Below are 21,520 nucleotides of genomic sequence, written 5' to 3'. Positions count from 1 at the left end.
GAACATGGTACCAAACGGGAAGATCGCACCAGCACTGTCGTGCAGGCGTCCGACTGACGTCGGTTTCCGCGAAAGCCTGATACATTCGCCGTGCGATGGTAGACAATCGCGCTGCCAGGACCCGTTCATCCCCAGGACCCGCTCATCCCATGTCAAGCCGCAAGCCGAAGCTGATCCTTGTCTACGAGCCGGAAAGGGCCTGCTTCGACCGGCTGGTCGTCGAAGGCCATTTGCCGGCGCGTGCCGCCGAAATCGCCTCCTATCTGGCGCAGTCGACTGACATCGCCCCTGAGTTCGATGCACTAGCCGCAGCCTGTCTGACGCGCGGCCTGTCCTTCGCGCCGGTGGCGCTCGACGATGCCGCAAACGGGCTTGCCGGTGAGGACCCGGACACGACGCTGGTGTGGACGCTGACCGATGGCATCGCCTATTTCCGTGGCTGTGCAGCACCGGCTGTGGCAAGACTGAACGGCCTGAAGGTGCTCGGCGCCGATGATGCGCTGTTTGCGCTCTGCCAGGACAAATTCCGCTCCGGCGCCGTGCTCGGCGCGCTCGGCCTGCCGGTGCCGCGATCCGGCTTGGCCCGCGACGGCCGTTGGCTGGTCGAGCCGCCGGCTTCGCCAGCCGGCTGGTTCGTCAAGCCGAACCGGCTCGGCGCCAAGATCGGCATCTGGCCAGATTCACGCAGCAGTGATCTCGGCCACGCGCTGGAGCTTAGCCGGCGTGTGTTCGCCGCCTATCGCGACGATGTCGTCGTGCAGCCCTACGTCGCCGGGCGCAACGCGCGCGCTAGTTTTCTGGGCTTGAAGCCGAACACCGGCGTCGAGGCGCTCGGCGTCGCCTTTGTCGATTCGGGTGGTGATTTCCAGACCATGGCAGACAGCCTGGCACTTTACGGCGACACCGGCGAGGCTGCCAGAGCGGCGGGGACATACGCCGAGCCGGTGCTGCTGCCGGTCGCCGCCAGCCAGCCGCGAGCCGATGCAAGGATACGCCAAGTCGCGCAAAGGCTGATGATTGGGCTTGGCCTGCGGGACGTCTTTTCGATCGATCTTCGGATCGAGGCCGACGACACGGTCCATCTCATAGAGTTTGAAGTGTGTCCCGGCCTGCCCTGCTTCGATTTCCGCGCCTATTGCCGCTCGCAATGGAGCATGAGCCTCGCCGATGCGATGGTCGAGACCGCGGCGAGTCGTTTTAGCCGAGTGGCCGCGTCCTGAGCAGAAATCCTGCGCAAAGCTGCCCCGGGCGACCCGGGATCGTATCGTATCTCGACAAATGGCTTGCGTTCCGGCACTCCACTTAATAGGGTGTTAAGTGAAGGAGCACTCGGTGAAAGTCGACCCTGCGACATCCCCGGACGTGGCGGCGCTGCCAGCGGCGGACGCGGACAAGACGAAGCATGTCGGTGGGCGGATCAAGGCCATTCGCACGGCCCGACGCATTTCGCTTCGCCAACTGGCCGACATGATCGGCACGACGGCGAGCTTCATCAGCCAGCTCGAGCGCAATCTGAGCGGAGCCAGCGCCAGCACCCTGATGCGGATCGCGGCTGCCTTGGACCTCGGCATCAACGACTTGTTCGAGCAGACCGACGGTGGGTTCCACAAGGTGCTCACCAGAGCCGACCGGCCCCTGCTGCCGATCAGCCACGGTTGTCGAAAGACGGTGCTGTCGCGGCGGCCGATCCATGAATTCGAGGTTTATTCGGGGGATTTCGACGTCGGCGGCTCGACCGGCAACGACGCTTACACGCATGGCGGCAAGCACGAGATGTTCGTCGTCCTGAAGGGGACAGTCGAGCTGACGCTGGCGGACGAGCGCTTCACCATGAACGAGGGCGACAGCATCGAGTACGCAACCTCGACGCCGCATCGCACGGTGAACATCGGCAAGACGCCGGCGCAGGTGCTCTGGATCATCGCGCCCCCGACCAGCGGCGCGGCGGAACTCAATCAATACACGCCCGGACAAGGCTCGCAGCCGGGCGGACAGCGGGTGCACGTAAATGGGAGATAAAACATGAAGACCAAGATCGGAAAGGTGACCGCGCTCGGGCTGCTGATGATCACGACCGCAGCGCTTGCGCAGAGCAAGCCCGTGGCGGGCGAGGTGGCCGAGGGCTCGCTGAAGGACAAGACGCTTACCTTCGTCTCGTATGGAGGCATTTATCAGGATGGTCAGATCGCCGCGCTGAAAGAGTTCGTCGACAAGTCCGGTGTGACGCTGCTCAGCGACGGGCCAACCGAAATCTCGAAACTGCAGGCGCAGGTCGAGTCCGGAAATGTGACCTGGGACGTCGTCGACACCGGCGATTTCCCGCCCTACGTCTATTGCGGCAAGCTGTTCCAGAAGCTGGACTTCTCGAAGATCGATACGTCCAACATTCCACAGGGCCAGATCAGTGATTGCAGTGTGCCGGCCATGAACTATGGCGTGGTGCTGATGTACAACACCGAAAAGTACAAGGATAATCCGCCCAAGAACTGGAAGGATTTCTTCGATATCGAGAAGTTCCCGGGCTCGCGCGCTCTGGAAGGCAGCGGCGATCTGTCCGGCGGCATGATCGAGCAGGCGCTGCTCGCAGCCGGCGGGTCGGTGGAAAACATGACGGTTGCCGACATCGACAAGGCTATCGAGAAGGTGAAGTCGCTCGGTCCGGACACGATCTTCTGGAAAACCGGCGCCGATTCCCAGCAGCTCGCCGAATCCGGTGAAGCCGACATGATCGCCATGTGGACCGGACGTGCCATGACCGCGGTGAAGAACGGCGCGGCGTACACGCCGGCGTGGCAGGACTGGCTGGTTGTGATGGACCAGATGACCATTCCGATGGGCGTCAAGGATCCCGACGCAGCACATGCGCTGATCAACGCCTATGTCGGCAAGAGCGCGCAGGAGACGCTTGCAAAAACCACCTCGTATACCCCGATCCACAAGGACGCGAAGCCCGAAGTGGACGAGGTCACCGCGGCGTTCATGACCAATACGCCGGACAAGCTGAAGCTTGGCTATCAGCAGAACATCAAGTTCTGGGTGGAGAACTTCGAGGTGGCGAACGAAAAGTGGAACGCGTTGATGGCGGGCAACTAGGTCCGCCGCAGTGGCAACGATAACAACCGACAGCCGGAAAACTGGTCCGGCTGTCGCAGCAGACGACCGCCGGCGCTGGTTTCGTGGACAGGCTTTCTGGCTCGTCGCGCCGGCGCTGCTGCTGCTCGTCGTCTGCCTGGGCCTGCCGCTCGCCATCGTGACCTTGCGTAGCTTTTCCGAGCCGCAATGGGGATGGCAGAACTATGCCTGGTTCTTCGGCACGCCGGTCAACCTGACCGTGCTTCAGCGGACCTTCGCGATCTCCGCCTGGGTGACGCTGGTATGTCTCATTGCCGGCTATCCCTATGCCTATGTGATGACTGCGGTCGGGCCCAAGATGCGGCTCGTCCTCATCCTGTGCGTTCTGGTGCCGTTCTGGGTGAGCGGTGTGGTGCGCACCCTGGCATGGGTCATCCTTTTGCAGGACTCCGGCGTGATCAACTCCGTTATCCGGGCAGTCGGCCTTAGTCCGGTCAAGCTGATCCGCACGCAGACAGGCGTGGTGATCGGCATGGCGCAGGTGCTGTTGCCGTTCATGATCCTGCCGCTCTATTCGGTGATGAAAACGATCGACCTGCGGCTCATGCAGGCGGCACGGAGCCTCGGCGCGAGCCCGGCGCGCGCCTTTGCCCAGGTCTATCTGCCGCTCTCGCTTCCAGGCGTCTATGCTGGCGCCATCATCGTGTTCATTCTTGCGCTTGGGTTCTACATCACCCCAGCGCTGCTCGGCGGTCCGCGTTCGACCATGCTCTCGACCCTGATCCAGAACCAGGTGCTCAGCCTGCTCAACTGGGGTCGCGGTGGTGCGATGGGTGTGGTGTTGTTGATCGCGACCTTCGTCCTGCTCGCGCTCGCAGCACCGCTGTCGCGCCAACCGCACAAGACGGGCTCGACACGCTGATGAAACAGTCCGGTCGAATCCTGCTCGGTCTGTTCTGCCTGCTGGTCGCGGTCTGGCTGGTCGCACCGACAATCGTCGTCGTGCCGATGTCGTTCAACGACAAGAAGTCGCTGGCCTTTCCGCCATCCGGCTTTTCCTGGCAGTGGTACCAGAACTTTTTCACCAACCCCGAATGGTCGGCGAGCCTGGTCGGCTCGCTAAAGGTTGCCGTCGTCACTGCGGTGTTCGCCACTGTCATCGGCACGCTGGCGGCATTCGGCCTCGATCGCATGAAAAGCCGCGTCAGCGGCGTGCTGCGTGCACTGCTGATCACGCCGATGGTCGTGCCGGGGGTGGTGCTCGCCGTCGGGATCTATGCGGTCTATCTCGATACGCGGTTGGTCGGCACCATGACCGGCTTCGTGCTGGCCCACACGATGCTCGCCGTCCCTTTCGTGATCATCGCCGTTTCCGCCAGCCTGGAAGTCTTCGACAAACGGCTGGAGACGGCTGCGGCCAGCCTCGGCGCGACCCGGCTGACAGCATTCAGGACGGTGACGTTGCCGCTGATCGCGCCGGGCATCCTGTCGGGGCTGCTGTTTGCGTTCGTAACCTCGTTCGACGAGATCATCGTCGCGCTGTTCATCACCAGCCCTTATCTGAAGACACTGCCGGTCCAGATCTTCTCCAGCATTACCCGGGATGCCGACCCCACCGTTGCGGCGGTGGGCACGCTGCTCTTCATCGTGACGTCGCTGGTGATCGGGGCGGGGCTGCTGATCGGTTCGAGACAGGGAAAACGTTGACATGGCCTCACCATCGACCCGCGGCGCAGCCATCGATCTCAAATCCGTCAGCAAACAGTATGGCAGCTTCATTGCTCTCGATAAGGTTTCGCTGCGCATCGAGCCGGGGGAGTTCATGACGCTGCTCGGACCCAGCGGTTCGGGCAAGACGACCACGCTCAACGTCATCGCCGGCTTCACCGAGGTCAGCTCGGGTTCGCTTGATGTCGGCGGCAAGAGCGTCATCGGCGTACCGGCGCACAAACGCAACATCGGCGTGGTCTTCCAGCACTATGCGTTGTTTCCGCACATGACGGTGAGCAGGAACGTCGCATATCCACTGACCTTGCGCGGCATCGCCAATCCCGATCGCGAGGCGCGGGTGCGCAAGGCGCTGGACATGGTGAAGATGGCGGATTTCGGCCACCGCTTCCCCAGCGAGCTTTCCGGCGGGCAGCAGCAGCGCGTCGCGCTGGCGCGCGCCATCGTATTCGACCCGCCGCTGCTCCTGATGGACGAGCCGCTCGGCGCGCTCGACAAGAAGTTGCGTGAATGGCTGCAGCTCGAGATCAAACGGATCCACCGGGAGTTGGGCACCACCTTCGTTTACGTCACGCACGACCAAGAGGAGGCCCTGGTCCTCTCGGACCGCATCGCCGTGTTCAACCAAGGACGCATCGAGCAGATCGGCACCGGTCGCCAGCTCTACGACGAGCCCGAGACCTTGTTCGTCGGAAAGTTCGTCGGCGACTCGACGATACTGCGTGGCGCGGCCTCCACCTCCGGGAACGAGACCGCCATCGAGATAGAAGGGCGGAAAGTGGCCGCCGCCAAACGCCTTCCCGATGGCGCCAAACCCGTGATGCTGCTGCGGCCGGAGAAGCTGAGCCTCGCCAGACGGGGGAAGGGCGGACAGGATCGAAACACCCTGCCCGGGCGCATCGGCGAAGCCATCTATCTCGGATCGGGCTCCAAATACGAAGTCGTGCTGGCGGACACCTCCAAGGCGATCGTGCGCTCGACGCTGGATGCCGAGACCTTCGCCATCGGCGACGAGGTCGACCTCATATTCGCGGGCAGCGACGTGAAGCTGTTAGCGGACGACGAAAAGGCCGATTTCACGCTGACCTGAATCCTACCTGGGAAAATCGCGACAATGGACGTGAAGAAGAACGGCGACGTTTCATTCTGGTATGCAGACATCGGCGGCGTGCCCGGCTACCGGCCGCCGCTGCAGGGCGATACCATGGCCGACGTTTGCATCGTCGGGGCCGGCTACACCGGCCTTTGGACCGCCTATTACCTGAAGCAGGCAGCGCCGCACCTCAACATCGTCATCGTCGAGAAGGAGTTCGCCGGCTTCGGTGCTTCGGGACGCAATGGCGGCTGGCTGTCCGGCGGCTTCTCATGGTCGCGCGAAAAATATGAGGAGGCATCGTCGCGCCAAGGGGTCATCGCCATGCAGGCGGCGATGATGGGCACGGTGAACGAGGTCATATCGGTCGCGGAGACCGAAGGCATCGACGCCGACATTCGCCGTACCGACGAACTGCTGGTCGCAACCAACGAGGCGCAGGAGCAGCGCGCCAAGGCGATGTATGCCCATGCCAGATCCTGGGAGCTGACCGACGACCGCGTCGGGTACATCGATGCAGCAGAGATGCGCCGGCGCATAGCGGTGCACAATGCGCGCGGCGCCTTCGTCATCAAGAAAGTTGCGCGGGTTCAGCCCGCAAAGCTGGTGCAGGGGCTCGCCAGGGCAGTGGAGCGCCTCGGTGTCCAGATCTGTGAACAGACGACCGTGCTGTCGATCGAGAAGGGCAAGGTCGTAACCAATCGGGGCGTGGTGCGCGCCGAAAAGATCGTGCGGGCGACCGAGGGCTTTACCGCCGGAATTGCCGGCCACGAGAGACTTTGGTTGGCGCTCAACAGTGCCATCGTGGTGACCGAGCCGTTGTCCGAAAAGCTATGGAGTGAAATCGGCTGGGATGGCTACGAGGTGCTCGGCGACGCTGCGCACACATACTGCTATGCGCAGCGCACCCGGGAAGGACGCATTGCCATGGGCGGGCGCGGGGTGCCTTATCGTTTCGGCTCCAAGACCGACGTTCGAGGCGTCACCCAGCAGGCGACGATCGACAAGCTGCACAAGATCCTGACGACGCTTCTGCCACAGACCAAGGGGCTCAAGCTCGACCATGCGTGGTGTGGAACGCTGGGCGTGCCGCGCGACTGGTGCACGACGGTGGGCTTTGACAAGCAGACCGGAATAGGCTGGGCCGGTGGCTATGTCGGCCTCGGCGTTTCCACCTCGAACCTCTCGGGACGCACATTGAGGGATCTGCTGCTGGGCAACGACACCGAGCTGACGCGGCTTCCCTGGGTCAATCGAACCGTGCGCAAATGGGAGCCGGAGCCGCTGCGCTGGCTGGGCGTGCATTCGATGTATCAGCTCTACCGAATTGCCGACGAGCGGGAAGCGAAGGGACTGCCGCGCACATCGCGGCTGGCCGCCCTGGCCGATCGCATCACCGGGCACTGAACCGCATTACCTCGAGGACTTAAGAAAATGATCGACTTCAAGACCTTCGCCCACCTTGCGCATATCGACCTCGGTGAGCCCCAGTCGAAGCCCACCTCGGTGGAGGGCGATCAGCTGGAAGCAGCCAACACGCTTTGGACTTCGGATGATGGCAAGATCGAAGTCGGTGTCTGGGAATGCTCGCAGGGCCGGTTCACCGCGCGCCGAGACACGAATTCCGAGATCTGCCACATCGTCTCCGGCCGCGTGACGCTACACGGTCCCGATGGCGCGGCCAGGAATGTCGGACCTGGCGAATTGCTTGTCCTGCCGCTTGGCTGGGAGGGCGAATGGACCATCCACGAGAAAACGCGCAAGCTTTACATCCTGCATTCGGTCTGACCGCCGCAGGCGGTTGCCGCTGGACTAAACCCCTTCGACCAGCACGATCTCGCCGTCGGCCACTTTCTGGCGGATCGCCACGGCGCGCTGATACTCCGGCGAGTGATAGCAATCGTGCGCCGCAGCCAATGACGGAAATTCGATGATCACGTTGCGGTCGCGGCCCGGCCCTTCTGCCTTTTCATGCGCACCACCACGTGCCAGGAAAACGGCCCCGAAACGATCGAAAGCCGGTTTGGCGGCAGTGACATAGTCCTTGTAGCCTTCCGCATCGCGCACATCGACGCGGGCGATCCAGTATCCCTTGGGCATGCTTTTTCTCCAGTTTCGGAATTGATCCTTAGGCCGAGCGCATTTCGTCAAGGATCGCTTCCGCGACTGCCCGCCTGTCGGCGGCGCCGACGATCGGCCGGCCGACGACGAGATGGCTGGAGCCGTTGCGGATCGCTTGTGCCGGCGTCACCACGCGTTTCTGATCGCCATGGTCGCTGCCCTTGGGCCGTATTCCCGGCGTGACGACGGCCAGGTTGGGCCCGACGATCCGGCGCACCGCTTCCGCTTCCTCGGCCGAGCAGACGATGCCGCCCATGCCGGCATGCAGCGCCTGCTCGGAGCGCCTCAGCACCAGCGTATGCGGGTCATATTCATAGCCGGCGTCGATCACGTCCTGCTCGTCCATCGAGGTCAGCACGGTGACGCCAAGCAGGCAGAGATCGCTGCCCCTGGCGGCCTCGACCGCTGCCTTCATCGTCTTCGGATAGGCGTGCAGCGTCAGCATGGTCATGCCCATCCTGGCAATGGCCTCGACACCCTTGGCCACTGTGTTGTCGATGTCGAGCAGCTTCATGTCGAGGAAGATTCTGGTGCCGCCGCTGGCGAGCTCGCGGGCGAAGTCGAGCCCGCCGGCGAAAGCGAGCTGATAGCCGATCTTGTAAAAGGAGACGACCCCGTCGAGCTCGCGCACCGCCTTCTCGGCTTCCTTCAGTGTCGGCACGTCGAGGCCGACGATCAGCCTGTCTTGCATGGTGCTGGCGCGCTCCTGGGTCAAGCCTCGATCCGCGTGGACAGCAGGCGCGAGGTTTCGATCAGCGTGCGGCATAGGTGCTCCATCGATCTGTGCAGTCTCTCGTCCCTGAAATTTCCGTCGTCGTCGAAGGCGTTGCCGCCCTCCGGCACGGAACACTCCGGCGTCACCACCTCCATCTGGCAGCGCACCAGCACGGCGCGCAGATGGTTGATGCAGCGTACCCCGGCGAAGTGTCCTTTGGAAGACGAACAAAGGCCGGCGGGCTTGCCGGTGAACGACCTGAACGACCGCCCGCCATCCGTGCGCACCCGGCTCACCCAGTCGATAGTGTTCTTGAGCAGCGGCGGGATGGAGCCGTTATATTCGGGCGTCGCGATCAGCAGCCCGTCATGGGCAGCAATCTGCCTGGCAAGCTTGAAGACGTTTTCTGGAACGCCTTTCTCCTTTTCCAGATCCTCGTCGAGGATCGGCAGCGGATAGTCGGCAAGCGAGATCCGGGTCACCTCGGCGCCCTGCATGGCGAGTTCCTTCTGCGCCACGTCGGCGGTCCTGCCGCTGTAGGCGCCAGCGCGAATCGAGCCAGCGAAGACGAGAATTTTCGGGATCACTGCCATTGGCCACCTTTGTTCCCGGACAGGTACAGCCAAGGATCGCTCAGATCAACGCATCGGCCCAAAAATCGAAATCGATTCCGGAAAGCACGATGCTTGGGGACGCACGTCGCTCAAGGGATCAAACCTCGCTCACTCTGAGCGACCGAGTTCGACGCGGAGCGGACGCTTAATGACGGGCCAAGGATCGCCTGTTCCAGGCGTCGTTTCCGTGTAGATATAGCGCTATGACTCAAGGATTGACCTCGACAAATCCTCCGCAAAAACTTCCGCTTGCATTCGGCGGTGGCGCAATCATTGGCGCTCTCGGCGGCCTGATCGGCCTCGGCGGTGCTGAATTTCGTTTGCCGCTGCTGATCGGGGTCTTCCGCTTCACCGCGCTGGAAGCCGTCATCCTCAACAAGGCCATGAGCTTGGTGGTCGTCGCCACGGCGCTACCCTTTCGCATGGGCACGGTGCCTTTTGGCCAGATTGCGGCGCATTGGCCGATCATCGTGAATTTGCTTGCCGGAAGCCTTCTCGGCGCATGGTTCGGAGCGGGATGGGCAACGCGCCTGAAATCGGAAACACTCTACAGGGTGATCGCAGCGCTGCTCATCGTCATCGCGGCTGTGCTTGTGTTCGGACATGATGCCAGTGTGGGGCGAGCACTGTTGACGGGTACGGCCCAAATGGCGGTGGGTGCTGTCGCAGGGTTCGCAATAGGCGTCGTCGCGTCGTTTCTCGGCGTTGCCGGCGGCGAGCTCCTGATACCCACGCTGGTTCTGCTCTTCGGTGCGGACATCAAGCTTGCTGGAAGCCTGTCGCTCGCCGTGAGCCTTCCGACGGTGCTGGTCGGCTTCTCACGCTACAGCCGCGATCAGAGCTTCGCCACCATCGGACGAAATCGGTCGCTCTTGCTTGTAATGGCAGCTGGATCAATCATGGGGACCTTGATCGGCGGTTTTCTGCTCGGCATCGTTCCTAGCGCCCTGCTATTGCCAGCGCTAGCCGCGATCCTCGTAATCTCCGCGTGGAAAGTCTGGCACCAGGCGAGGTAGAGATGTCCGCTTCCACCCATTTTAGGCCATTTGCGGCGGCTGGCTAAGTTTCGACCCTAGTGTGCCGCGCGCCGGTAGATCCACAGCTGCGTTGGCGGGATGTTGCGGATGACGAAATGGAAATGCTCAACCGTGTAGTCGCCGCGGCCAGGCGGGATCGGCGACATTGGGCCGTAGGTCAGCTGCACGATCGGACGGCCTGTCGGGATGCGGTCGAGAAGGCTTTCGACATAGGCGATGCGCTGGGCGACCGGGAAATTGAGCAGTGGGACGCCGGAGACGACCGAATCGAAGGTCAGGCTGCTCTTGTCGCCAAGCGTCGCATCGAGATTGAAGGCGTCGCCCTCGATAACGTTGACGCCGGGATAGAGCCGGCGCAGATGGCGCACGAAATCGGGGGAATATTCGACCGCATAGAGATTTTCAGGCTTTACGCCCTGGGCGAGGATGGCTCTGGTGATGACGCCGGTGCCGGGTCCGACTTCGAGCACCGGCAGGCCCGACTTCGGGTTGACGACGGATGCCATCTTGCGGGCCGTGATGGAACTGGTCGGCACGATCGAACCGACTGCCTTCGGCTTGTCGATCCAGCCCTTGAAGAACTTCAGCTCGTCGTCGAACTTTTCCGCCAGCGCTTTTCGCAGTCCGGGACCATGTGCCATGCAAGTTCTCCTGAACGCTCCCCCGAGAGGCTACTTAGCAGCTACGGGGTTCTAGGCAAGGCGGATGCCGGTATAAGATGTTGATGACGCTAGGGAAGCTTCGCCTTAATTGCACTCTACACCCGATTGACGAGAATAGGCATCAGCGCTCGCTGAAGGTTTCGAAAAAGTCCTTCATGCGGGCAAAAAAGCCGCTCGACTGGGGCGAATTGTCCTTCGAGGAAAGCTGCTCGAATTCCTCCAGCAACTCGCGCTGGCGGCGGGAAAGGTTCTGCGGCGTCTCGACCGCGGTCTGAATATAGAGATCGCCGACATTGTGTTGGCGTAGCACCGGCATGCCCTTGCCCTTGAGGCGGAACTGACGGCCGTTCTGGGTGCCTTCCGGCACCTTCACTTTCGTCTGGGTGCCGTCCAGCGTCGCCACCTCGAAGGAGCCGCCAAGGGCGGCCGTCGTCATCGAGATCGGCACCTTGCAATAGAGATCGGCGCCGTCGCGCTGGAAGAATTCATGCGGCTTGACCGCAAGGAAAATGTAGAGATCGCCCGACGGGCCGCCGCGCAGGCCGGCCTCGCCCTCATTGGCAAGGCGGATGCGGGTGCCGTCCTCGATGCCGGCCGGGATGTTGACCGACAGCGACCGCTCCTCGGTGACGCGACCCTGACCAGCACATTTCGGGCACGGCTCCTTGATGGTCTGGCCTCGCCCCTGGCATTGCGGGCAGGTGCGCTCGATCGAGAAGAAGCCTTGCGTGGCGCGCACCTTGCCGTGGCCATTGCACATCGAGCAGGTGACGGGCTGGGTGCCGGGCTTGGCGCCGGTGCCGGAGCATTCCGTGCAGGAGATCGACGCTGGCACGTGAATCTGCGCTGTCTTGCCGGCGAATGCCTCCTCCAGCGTGATTTCCATATTGTAGCGCAGGTCGGCGCCGCGCTCGCGGCCGCCTGAGGAGCGGCGCTGGCGCCCGCCCATCATGTCGCCGAAAATATCCTCGAAGATGTCGGCGAAGCCGCCGGCGCCGAAGCCTTGCGCGCCGCCATTCATGCCGCCCTGCTCGAAGGCGGCGTGGCCGAAGCGGTCGTAGGCCGCGCGCTTCTGCGGGTCCTTCAGCGTCTCGTAGGCCTCGTTGATTTCCTTGAACTTGTGCTCGCAGGAATGGTCGCCGGGATTGCGATCGGGATGGAACTGCATGGCGAGCTTGCGGAAAGCGCTCTTGAGCTCCTTCTCGTCTGCCCCCTTTTGCACGCCCAGCGTTTCGTAGAAATCAGCTTTCATCTTTTCCTGCAGTCCGGATATTCAACGTCTTGAAGCCTTGTTGCGTCGTTTGCCGGCACGCTGTTCCGATTTAGGTGCGATGGGGCCGGGATGCCAGTGTCGACGCGGGCTTGCCCGCATTTTTTCGATCAAGCCCGTATTTTTTCGACCAGAGTTGCAAAAAAGCCCGGCTTTGCGCCGGGCTTTCCGCTTTATCTGCCGTCAGGCGGCTCAGGCCGACTTCTTCTTGTCGTCGTCCTCGTCGATTTCCTCGAAATCGGCATCGACCACGTCGCTGTCCTTGGCGGCATCCGCCTTGGCGTCGGCCTCCGCGGCTTCCTTCTGCGAAGCCTCGTACATGGCTTGGCCGAGCTTCATCGAGGTTTCGGCGAGTGCCTGGGTCTTGGCTTCGATCTCGGCCGCGTCGTCGCCTTCGGCGGCGGTCTTCAGCGCTGCGATCGCATCGGCGATCGCCGTGCGGTCGGCCTCGGAAACCTTCTCGCCATATTCCTTCAGCGACTTCTCCGAGGAATGCACCAGCGCCTCGGCCTGGTTGCGGGCCTCAACCAGCGCGCGCCGCTTCTTGTCGGCCTCGGCATTGGCTTCGGCGTCCTTCACCATCTTCTCGATGTCGGCGTCCGAAAGGCCGCCAGATGCCTGGATGCGGATCTGGTGCTCTTTGCCGGTGCCCTTGTCCTTGGCCGAGACGTTGACGATGCCGTTGGCATCGATGTCGAAAGTGACCTCGATCTGCGGCACGCCACGCGGCGCCGGCGGAATGCCGACCAGGTCGAACTGGCCGAGCGCCTTGTTGTCGGCGGCCATTTCACGCTCGCCCTGGAAGACGCGGATGGTCACGGCCGACTGTGAATCCTCGGCCGTCGAGAACACCTGGCTCTTCTTGGTCGGGATCGTCGTGTTGCGCTCGATCAGCCGTGTGAACACGCCACCCAGCGTCTCAATGCCGAGCGACAGCGGCGTCACGTCGAGCAGCAGCACGTCCTTGACGTCGCCCTGCAGCACGCCGGCCTGGATAGCGGCGCCCAATGCGACGACCTCATCCGGATTGACGCCCTTGTGCGGCTCCTTGCCGAAGAACTGCTTCACGATCTCCTGGATCTTGGGCATGCGGGTCATGCCGCCAACCAGGACGACCTCGTCGATTTCGCCAGCTTTCAGGCTGGCATCCTTCAGCGCTGCCTTGCAGGGCTCGATCGTGCGCTGGACGAGATCCTCGACCAAGCTCTCGAACTTCGCTCGCGTCAGCTTCAGCGTCAGGTGCTTGGGGCCGCTGGCATCGGCGGTGATAAAGGGCAGGTTGATCTCGGTCTGCGTGGTGGACGACAGCTCGATCTTGGCCTTTTCGGCCGCTTCCTTGAGGCGCTGAAGGGCGAGCTTGTCGTTGCGCAGGTCGATGCCCTGCTCCTTCTTGAACTCGGCCGCCAGATATTCGACCAGACGCATGTCGAAATCTTCGCCGCCAAGGAAGGTGTCGCCATTGGTCGACTTCACCTCGAAGACGCCGTCGCCGATTTCGAGCACGGAAATGTCGAACGTGCCGCCGCCAAGGTCATAGACGGCAATGGTCTTGCCTTCCTTCTTGTCGAGGCCGTAGGCAAGTGCGGCCGCGGTCGGCTCGTTGATGATGCGCAGCACTTCAAGGCCGGCGATCTTGCCGGCATCCTTGGTGGCCTGGCGCTGGGCGTCGTTGAAATAGGCCGGAACGGTGATGACCGCCTTCTCGACCTTCTCGCCGAGATAGGCTTCCGCCGTTTCCTTCATCTTCTGCAGGATCATTGCCGAGATCTGGCTGGGCGACTGCTTCTTGCCGCCGGCCTCGACCCAGGCATCGCCATTGTCGCCCTTGACGATCTTATAGGGGACAAGCTTCTTGTCTTTGTCCGTCACCGGATCGTCATAGCGGCGGCCGATCAGGCGTTTGACCGCGAAGATGGTGTTTTCAGGATTGGTGACCGCCTGGCGCTTGGCCGGTTGGCCGACGAGGCGCTCGCCATCGCTGTTGATGGCGACGATGGAAGGGGTCGTGCGCGCGCCTTCCGCATTCTCGATGACCTTCGACTCCTTGCCATCCATGATGGCGATGCAGGAGTTGGTGGTCCCCAGATCGATACCGATTACTTTTGCCATTTTTCTAGTCTCTCCGCTAAGCAGGCTCTCAGGACCCGTACAGGCGTTCCGACGAAAGCCCCTGTTCACAAGAAATTCCGCTTCGGCAACCGGCATTCCGGCGTCGAACGGCTTGGCGCGTATATAAGAACAGGCTGCGCGGCGCGCAAGCATTCTGCGCAAGGCCGCCCAACATCCTTTGCTCGGGCCGAGCCGGGTGTTCTCCGGCCATGGCACGGTGAGCCCAGGCCGTCCAGCGCTTCCCATGAACCTTTCCGCGTCTGTTCGCGACTGACACCTAGGTGCTGCATGGTGCGGCCCCGGAAAGGAAAGTGCCATGACTGGAAATCCAAAGGCTCCGCGGTCTCCGGGAACTCAGCGCGACCACCGCTTTCGGGATGGGGGCGATCCGCTGGGCTTTCCGCTGATTCCGTTGACCCTGCGTAAGAGCCGGCGTATCGTGACTGCGAGGAAAGCAGACAATTCGATCAGGGAAAAACGTGCCGGAACGTCGCGCCTTGCCCTGATTTGCGCGGCAAGACCGGATGTTTCTCCCGCCCGCGGGGGGAATTCCATGTCTTGCGACCACGGCGCGTTCGTGCGCTCTCGTGCTGGCCGTTTGCGCCGTGCGATCCAAGCAACCAGTGGATTCCCGGCAACCAGTAGATTCCTGGCGTTGGCGCTCGCCACCGCCGTCTGGCTTGGCGGTGCCGCCCAGGCGCAGGAAACGCAGATCATCTATCCGGGCTCGATGGCGGTGACAGGGTTTTCCGGCACCGTCATTCCCAATTTCGAAGAGGGGCCCAATTTCGAAGCAGGCTTGCCGCCCGGCGTCGATCCCGTCGACGAAACCTTCATCGACACGACGCGCGCAACCTTGCGCGTTTTCGACGTTTCACGGCTGGGCGGGCCGGCCTCCGGCCAGCCCGTCTTCACGCCGCCGCCCTTCGAAGTGACAGCCGAGCAGATCGGCCAGGTGTTCGGCATCACCTATGACGACGGCGTCCGCGACGGTGTTCCATCAGGCATTCCGAACCTCTATGCCGGCGCCAGCTCGCTGCACGGCATCCGCATCGTCACATCAGACGAAGATGCGGACGGGCGCCCTGAGCGGCAGCGTCGCGGTGCTGCCGGCGCCATCTTTATGGACGGCCAGTTCGGCACCGAGAACGGCGGCGGACCGGGCACGATCTGGAAGATCGACGGCATCACCGGCCAGGTGAGCAAATTTGCCGACATCGACACCAACAGCGGTCCCGGCGTTGGCGACATCACCTTCGACAATATCCACCGCCAGATCTTCGCCAGTGACCTCGACACCGGTCTCATACACCGTGTCGACGCCAACGGCATGTCGGTCGACACGTTCGACCACGGCGTTGCCGGGCGCCCGGCGCACGGGCTGGCCCCGCTTGCCGACGATGGCTCGGTCATGGACATCGAGGACGCTGCCTTCGACAGCGAAGACCCCGACAGCTGGGGTTATACGCAGGACGAGCGCCGCGTCTGGTCCGTCGCCTATCATGGCGGCCGGCTCTATTATTCGGTCGGTGAAAAGGCCGAGATCTGGTCGGTGGGCGTTGCCCGCGACGGCAGTTTTGCCGGTGACACGCGCTGGGAACTGACGGTCAAGGCCGACAAGGACCAAGCCGTAACCGACATCGCTTTCGACATCAGCGGCTTCATGTACCTGGCCCAGCGCGGCCCGATAGAAAACCGCTACGACTACAGCCAGTTCGCCGATTCCGGCAAGGGCGAGGTCATCCGCTACTGGCGCGATAACCCGGACGATCCGGCGACGGAATCAGTCTGGGTGGAAATGCCGCAGGAATATGCGGTCGGTTTCCCGGAGGACAACCGGCAGTCGGCCGGCGGCCTCGACCTGCAATATGGCTACGACTCCGACGGCAATCTCGATGCCGGCGTCTGCACCGAGACGCTGGTCAAGACCGGCGACAAATTACGCGACAATCCCGCACTTGCCGAACAGCTTGCCGGCGGCGGGCCGCTCGCCGTGCACGGCGTGCAGATCACGCCGACAGCACTGGTCAAGCCGGCCAACGTGCCGCCCTTCGGCTCGTGGTTCGTCGACTTCGACGGCTATTTCGAAGACCCCGAGGTTGAAGGCCATGTCGGCGATGTCGAGGTCTGGCACCCCTGCGAGGGCCGTGCCGGCTATTACGAGCAGGTACCGGGCGGCGGTTACCTGCCACCTTTCTATCCGCCCGACTTCCCGCCCCCCGGCGGCGTGCCTCCTTGCCTCGATGTCGAGGATGTCAGGTATTTCTGCACGCCCTCCGGCCTCGAGGCCGAACTCTATCTCCGTGACCATGCCGGCTTTGGCGGCGATTCGATCAAGGCTCTGTCCAGGACATCAGGCGTCGGGGTGACCTCACCCCTCTCGCATGCTCCCGGCGCGCCCTACACGATAGGTATCACCGGCCATTATCCTGGCGACACGGTCGATGTCGGGCTCTGCTTCTACAAGCAGTTCGATCGCGACAAGGGCGGCTATTTCCCTTGCTGCAAGATGACGGTGCCGCTCAGAACCCCAGCCGTCAGCTGCGAACGTTGAGGAGGGGAAGATGAGCATTTCAGCACTTTCCCCACTCGCGACGACCATGAAACCGCTGTCACTCGCCAGGCGCGGCGCGCGCTGGCTGATGGCGGCCGGTATCGCGGTCGCCATGCTGAGCCCGGTGCAAGGCTTCGCGGAAGATCTTGTTCCGGTCCAGACCAGCCAGGCCGACATCGACAAGCCTGCCGATTCCGGTCCGCTCGAAACCGCCAGTCCGGATTTCGGGCTCGACCTCGATGAGCCGCGCATCGTCAATCCGCGGCCCGGCCGGGTCGTGCCTTTCTTCACCAAGAAAGGCAGGCAACGAGGCTGCGACTATGTCGTATATTCCCTGAGCTTCGGCCTGCGCGGCAACCCGCAAGCCTTTGCCAGCCCAGGTCTCGCGACCGCGCTGGAAAAGGCCAGGATCGACTTCAAGGACCAGCTTCCGCATGGCCTGCGGATCGTCGGCGTGCATCTGTCCGGCGACGGCACGGATGCGTCCGGCGGACCGCTGCCCGGAGCCTCGATCAGCACGTCGGCAAATCCCAACGACACGGCTGATGTTTCCGACTTCCGGATATCCGCCGCCGATCTCGACGGCGTCGGCGCTCCAAACGAACGCGTCATCACCTTCCAGATCACCGCCAAGATCGACCATGCGGCGTTTGCCTCGCCGGCGATCGTCGACAATCAGGGCATGATCAAGATAACCGTCGGGCCCGGCACCGGGACCATCATCCCGTCGCAAGACCCAGGCAAGCCGGACGACGGCAACATCCTTACCGGCGAAAAGACCTCGATCAAGATCGACCTGACCAAATGCAACCCGCCGCCTCCACCTCCCGGCAAGGAATGCTTCAAGGTGGAGCGCGGCACGCTCGATTGCGTGCCCGGCGGCGGCGCCTTCATCTACCATATGCCGGTCGGCCCCGAGATGGGCGGCAAGTGGGTGCAGCTCTCGACGACGACACCCGGCATCACCATCATCCCCGACACGCAATTGGTGCCGGCGGGCGGCGGTGTGCTCAACTGGAAGATCGTCGGTGCGTCACCCGGAGACGTCATCCACCTCGTCGTCACCGGCATCGAAACCTATGCCGGCCCGGAGGAGGGCTGGGGCTTGTGCTGCACGCAGACGATCGAAATTGTCATTCCGCGTGACCAGAGGTGTCCGCCCAAGGACAGGGAACCGGATCTGAAAGTCGAAAAACGCGCCAACGTTCCGCGTTGCACGATGGGCGGCGGCTGCGACTTCACCATCAAGGTCACCAATGTCGGCGACGGGCCGTATCACGGCAAGATCGTTCTCGACGACGTGACCTTGCCGGCCGGCTCCACCCTCGATTCAGGACCGAATGCGCCCTGGGTCTGTGCGCCGGCGGCCACCCCGATGACGTGCACCCATCCGGTGACCACGCTCAACCCGGGTGCCTCTGTCGACCTCAAGCTCGGCTTCAAGCCGGCCGCAGGCTGGCAAGGTCGGAGCTTGCGCAACTGCGCCGCCTATAATTATGGCACCAGCGGCAAGCCGCTGTTCGGCAGCCAGCAAAACGACCGCGGCTGCGCCTCGATCCCGATCTGCCGGCGTGGCGACCGTGACCGCGACTGCCGGCCGCCGGTGGAAAAGAAGGTCGATCTGATCCTGAAGAAGCGTGCGCGCACCCCGGTCTGCACGGCCGATGGTGTCTGCACCTTCGTGATCGACATCATCAACAACGGCAGCGTCCCCTATGACGGGCCGCTGACGGTCACGGACACCTATCCGGGCGGCGCGCCGGTATCCTCGACCTTCGGCCCGACTCCGCCCTGGACATGCGGGCCGAACGGCCCCGGCCAGTTCCGTTGCGACAATGCCGGCATCGTGCTCTCGCCGGGCGCCTCGACGCCGATCTTCGTCGAAGCGGTGATGCCGGCCGGCTACCGGCCGGACACCGTCGAGAACTGCGCCGAAGTGAAGGCCATCCCCGGTGAGAACGACCTCACCAACAACAGGGCCTGCGCCAAGCAACGCATCCGCGATGGCGGCAAGCCGGCCATGCGCATCACCAAGGTGTGCGGCGGAGCGCTGGCCGGTGCTGCGGCCGTCACCTGCCGCATCACCGTCATCAGCACCGGCACCACGGCCCCCACCGGTCCGGTGCGGGTCAACGATGCCGCCACGCTGGTGGCCGGCGGCGCGCCCATCCAGATCCAGACCGTCATCCCTGATGGCGCGGAATGGGCGTGCGGACCGGTTCCGGCCAATACGCTGTCGTGCCAGATTCCTGGCGCCGTGATGACGCCTGGAACCAGCCGCCACTTCGACGTGACGGTTGCCGCCAATGGCGTGTTCGAGAACTGCGCGCGCGGCTCTTACGGCCCAGCGCCCGGAGACGACATCGTCTATCCGATCGGCAGGGCCTGCGCCAAGGGTGGCGGCCCTGCCACCATCCGGGTCGAGAAGACCGGCGATGCCGAGTGCCGGGTCGGCCAGCCCTGCTCGTTCGAGATCACCATCACGAATGATGGGGAAAGCACCTTCTCCGGTCCGGTTCGCATCGGGGATGCGATCGGCGTTGAAGGCCTCGGCCGGCTGGAAGGCGTTGCGATCACCTCGATCGACCCGCCCTTCGGCTGCGCGCCGGAGCCAGCGACCTTGCCTGCGTCCTGCATCGCCGACCTGACGCTCGGCGCCGGGGAAAGCCACGTTCACCAAGTGACCGTGATCATTCCCGACGACGGCCGCCTGGCCAATCTGCAGGGCACCGTCAGCGGCCAGAACTGCGTCGGCGTGCTGTCCCCCGACACGCCGGTGCGAGGCGCGGGCGACGTGCTCTCCCGCGACCCGACCAACGTGCAGGGCGATCGCGGCAAGGCCTATGCCTGCCATCCCTTCACCATCAAGCGTGAGGTGCAGAAGAAGTGCTCGGCAGGCCTCGTCATGAACGACGCCGGCCGGTGTGTCTGCCCGGAAGGCACCACTTTCCGTAACGGCCAGTGCTCGTCCGGTGGCGGCACGGTCATCATACCGAAGCCGAAGGACCCGCAGCGCTGCGTGCTGCTCAAGGGCCAGATCCGGACCTCCGACGGGCGTTGTATTTGCCCGCGCGGAACCGAGCTGGAGAACCGCAGGTGCGTGTCGACCGACGAGCCGCCGGCACGCCTGTGCAAGCTGCTGCCTGGCCAGATCCGTACCCAGGACGGCGATTGCATCTGCCCGAGAGGGACGGAGCTAAGGGGCGACGCCTGCCGGCCGATCCGGAAAAAGCCGCCGGTAGTGGAACAATGCAAGCTGCTGCCCGGTCAGATCCGCACCAAGACCGGCGACTGCGTCTGCCCGAGACGGACGGAACTGAAGGGCAGAGCCTGCGTGCCGATCGTCAAAAAGCCGACGGTGGAACAGTGCACCATCCGCGGCCAGGTCCACAACAAACGCGGCGCCTGTGTCTGCCCGCGCGGGACCGAGGTGATCAGAGGCGCATGCCGCCGGCCGCAGGTGGAGTGTGCGCCCGGCTCACGGCTGATCGAAGGCCAGTGCCAGCCGATCATCAAGCGGCGCTGCCCGGTCGGGACAACCGGACAGTATCCGGACTGCACCCCGATCCGCAGAAGGCCGGGCTTGGAGATCAATCCGAACCTCTTGAACCCGAACATCCTGCAGCAGTTTGTGCCGAGGCAAAAACAACGGATTCCCCGGCAGCAGGATCCCGCGCGCAACAGCATTTTGAACTAACCATTCGCACCCACCAAAACCCCGCCGGTGCAATCCGGCGGGGTCTTGGCGCCGACATCTGAAGCCATCGCGCCAAGGACAAACCGGCTTCCCCTTTTCCGGATCATGGTCTAGCAGTCGATCCAGACGATGCGCCCGCAACCACGGGCGCCTGGAAAGGCCGGATCATGAGCAAAAAAACCCTGATCGCGCCATCTGTGCTGGCGTCGGATTTTTCGAAGCTCGGCGACGAGGTCGAGGCGGTGGCGGCTGCCGGCGCCGACTGGATCCATCTCGACGTCATGGACGGGCATTTCGTGCCCAACATCACCTTCGGTCCGCCGGTGATCAAGGCGATCCGCAACCGCACCAAGGCCTTCTTCGACTGCCATCTGATGATCGCGCCCGCCGATCCCTATCTGGAAGCCTTCGCCGAAGCCGGCTGCGACGGCATGACGGTGCACGCCGAGGCTGGGCCGCATCTCGACCGTTCGCTGCAGACGATCAGGAATCTCGGCAAGAAGGCGGGCGTGTCGCTCAATCCGGCGACACCGGAATCGGCTATCGAATATGTGCTCGACCGGCTCGATCTGATCCTGATCATGACCGTCAATCCGGGTTTTGGCGGCCAGGCTTTCATTCCGGCGATTGTCGAGAAGGTGAAGCGGGTGAAGGCGCTGATCGGCAACCGGCCGGTCCGGATTGAGATCGACGGCGGTATCTCGCCCGAAACCGCCCCTTTGGTCACCGCCGCCGGCGCCAGCGTGCTGGTCGCCGGTGCGGCGATCTTCAAGGGCGGCAGCGTCGAAGCCTATCGGGCGAACATCGAGGCGATCCGGACAGCGGCCGACCGGGCGGCCGGCTAACGC

At 63.4% G+C, this 21,520-nt stretch carries 18 protein-coding genes; 12 read left to right on the top strand and 6 right to left on the bottom strand.

Translation table 11 applies throughout. The features are described 5' to 3' along the window. Nucleotides 1-149 precede the first annotated feature (149 nt). From EJ075_RS09430 to EJ075_RS09395, 8 genes are all read left to right on the top strand, one after another. Complete coding sequence (locus EJ075_RS09430) at nt 150-1,220, top strand: D-alanine:D-lactate ligase-like protein (protein WP_126104160.1); 1,071 nt, start codon at nt 150-152, stop codon at nt 1,218-1,220. A 112-nt stretch (nt 1,221-1,332) separates the two neighbouring features. Beyond that, on the top strand, nt 1,333-2,019 hold the full coding sequence (locus EJ075_RS09425) for an XRE family transcriptional regulator (protein ID WP_126104159.1): 687 nt from the start codon (nt 1,333-1,335) through the stop codon (nt 2,017-2,019). A gap of 3 nt (nt 2,020-2,022) precedes the next feature. After that, nucleotides 2,023-3,093 (top strand): extracellular solute-binding protein, encoded by a 1,071-nt coding sequence (locus EJ075_RS09420; protein WP_126104158.1) that lies wholly within the window; start codon nt 2,023-2,025, stop codon nt 3,091-3,093. A gap of 10 nt (nt 3,094-3,103) precedes the next feature. After that, the gene (locus tag EJ075_RS09415) at nt 3,104-3,994 is read left to right on the top strand and encodes an ABC transporter permease (protein WP_126104157.1); all 891 of its coding nucleotides are present in this window, start codon (nt 3,104-3,106) and stop codon (nt 3,992-3,994) included. After that, nucleotides 3,994-4,779, top strand: a complete 786-nt coding sequence (locus EJ075_RS09410; protein WP_126104156.1) for an ABC transporter permease — start codon at nt 3,994-3,996, stop codon at nt 4,777-4,779. The genes EJ075_RS09415 and EJ075_RS09410 overlap by 1 nt, the downstream gene beginning before the upstream one ends. 1 nt (nt 4,780) lies before the next feature. After that, a complete protein-coding gene (locus tag EJ075_RS09405; protein WP_126104155.1) occupies nt 4,781-5,890 on the top strand; it encodes an ABC transporter ATP-binding protein in 1,110 nt (369 codons plus the stop codon). Nucleotides 5,891-5,914: 24 nt separating this feature from the next. Then, a complete protein-coding gene (locus EJ075_RS09400; RefSeq protein WP_126104154.1) occupies nt 5,915-7,300 on the top strand; it encodes an FAD-binding oxidoreductase in 1,386 nt (461 codons plus the stop codon). A gap of 27 nt (nt 7,301-7,327) precedes the next feature. After that, nucleotides 7,328-7,681 (top strand): cupin domain-containing protein, encoded by a 354-nt coding sequence (locus EJ075_RS09395; RefSeq protein ID WP_126104153.1) that lies wholly within the window; start codon nt 7,328-7,330, stop codon nt 7,679-7,681. A gap of 24 nt (nt 7,682-7,705) precedes the next feature. Here the strand turns inward: EJ075_RS09395 and EJ075_RS09390 are convergent, their stop codons facing one another. The 3 genes from EJ075_RS09390 to EJ075_RS09380 are packed head-to-tail and all read right to left on the bottom strand — an operon-like array spanning nt 7,706 to nt 9,322. Further along, on the bottom strand, nt 7,706-7,993 hold the full coding sequence (locus EJ075_RS09390; RefSeq protein ID WP_091591899.1) for a DUF1330 domain-containing protein: 288 nt from the start codon (nt 7,991-7,993) through the stop codon (nt 7,706-7,708). A 28-nt stretch (nt 7,994-8,021) separates the two neighbouring features. Further along, the gene (pyrF, locus tag EJ075_RS09385; protein WP_095485091.1) at nt 8,022-8,705 is read right to left on the bottom strand and encodes an orotidine-5'-phosphate decarboxylase; all 684 of its coding nucleotides are present in this window, start codon (nt 8,703-8,705) and stop codon (nt 8,022-8,024) included. 20 nt (nt 8,706-8,725) lie between these two features. After that, nucleotides 8,726-9,322 carry an NADPH-dependent FMN reductase gene (locus EJ075_RS09380; RefSeq protein ID WP_126104152.1) on the bottom strand — a complete coding sequence of 199 codons (597 nt, stop codon included), beginning with the start codon at nt 9,320-9,322 and terminating at the stop codon, nt 8,726-8,728. Nucleotides 9,323-9,546: 224 nt separating this feature from the next. On the opposite strand from EJ075_RS09380, the gene EJ075_RS09375 reads away from it, so the two are divergent. After that, the gene (locus EJ075_RS09375) at nt 9,547-10,359 is read left to right on the top strand and encodes a sulfite exporter TauE/SafE family protein (protein ID WP_095484657.1); all 813 of its coding nucleotides are present in this window, start codon (nt 9,547-9,549) and stop codon (nt 10,357-10,359) included. Between the two features lie 56 nt (nt 10,360-10,415). Here EJ075_RS09375 and pmtA read toward each other — a convergent pair whose 3' ends face one another. From pmtA to dnaK, 3 genes are all read right to left on the bottom strand, one after another. Further along, the gene (gene pmtA / locus EJ075_RS09370) at nt 10,416-11,021 is read right to left on the bottom strand and encodes a phospholipid N-methyltransferase PmtA (RefSeq protein WP_126104151.1); all 606 of its coding nucleotides are present in this window, start codon (nt 11,019-11,021) and stop codon (nt 10,416-10,418) included. A gap of 142 nt (nt 11,022-11,163) precedes the next feature. Continuing rightward, a complete protein-coding gene (dnaJ, locus tag EJ075_RS09365) occupies nt 11,164-12,294 on the bottom strand; it encodes a molecular chaperone DnaJ (protein WP_095484655.1) in 1,131 nt (376 codons plus the stop codon). Nucleotides 12,295-12,504: 210 nt separating this feature from the next. Continuing rightward, nucleotides 12,505-14,421, bottom strand: coding sequence for a molecular chaperone DnaK (dnaK, locus tag EJ075_RS09360; protein ID WP_126104150.1), 1,917 nt, complete (start codon nt 14,419-14,421; stop codon nt 12,505-12,507). A 316-nt stretch (nt 14,422-14,737) separates the two neighbouring features. Between dnaK and EJ075_RS09355 the strand changes: the two genes are divergently transcribed. The 3 genes from EJ075_RS09355 to rpe all read left to right on the top strand — a co-directional run bounded on the left by EJ075_RS09355 (nt 14,738) and on the right by rpe (nt 21,517). After that, complete coding sequence (locus tag EJ075_RS09355; protein WP_164547068.1) at nt 14,738-16,975, top strand: hypothetical protein; 2,238 nt, start codon at nt 14,738-14,740, stop codon at nt 16,973-16,975. Nucleotides 16,976-16,985: 10 nt separating this feature from the next. Then, complete coding sequence (locus EJ075_RS09350) at nt 16,986-20,672, top strand: DUF11 domain-containing protein (protein ID WP_126104148.1); 3,687 nt, start codon at nt 16,986-16,988, stop codon at nt 20,670-20,672. A 167-nt stretch (nt 20,673-20,839) separates the two neighbouring features. Beyond that, nucleotides 20,840-21,517: a ribulose-phosphate 3-epimerase gene (rpe, locus tag EJ075_RS09345; RefSeq protein WP_126104147.1), complete on the top strand. Its 678-nt coding sequence runs from the start codon at nt 20,840-20,842 to the stop codon at nt 21,515-21,517. Nucleotides 21,518-21,520 lie beyond the last annotated feature (3 nt).

This window comes from Mesorhizobium sp. M6A.T.Cr.TU.016.01.1.1, assembly GCF_003952585.1.
In the GTDB taxonomy this organism is placed as follows: domain Bacteria; phylum Pseudomonadota; class Alphaproteobacteria; order Rhizobiales; family Rhizobiaceae; genus Mesorhizobium; species Mesorhizobium mediterraneum.
Note: the sequence above shows the minus strand (reverse complement) of the source record. Positions and strands in the feature narration are given on the sequence as shown.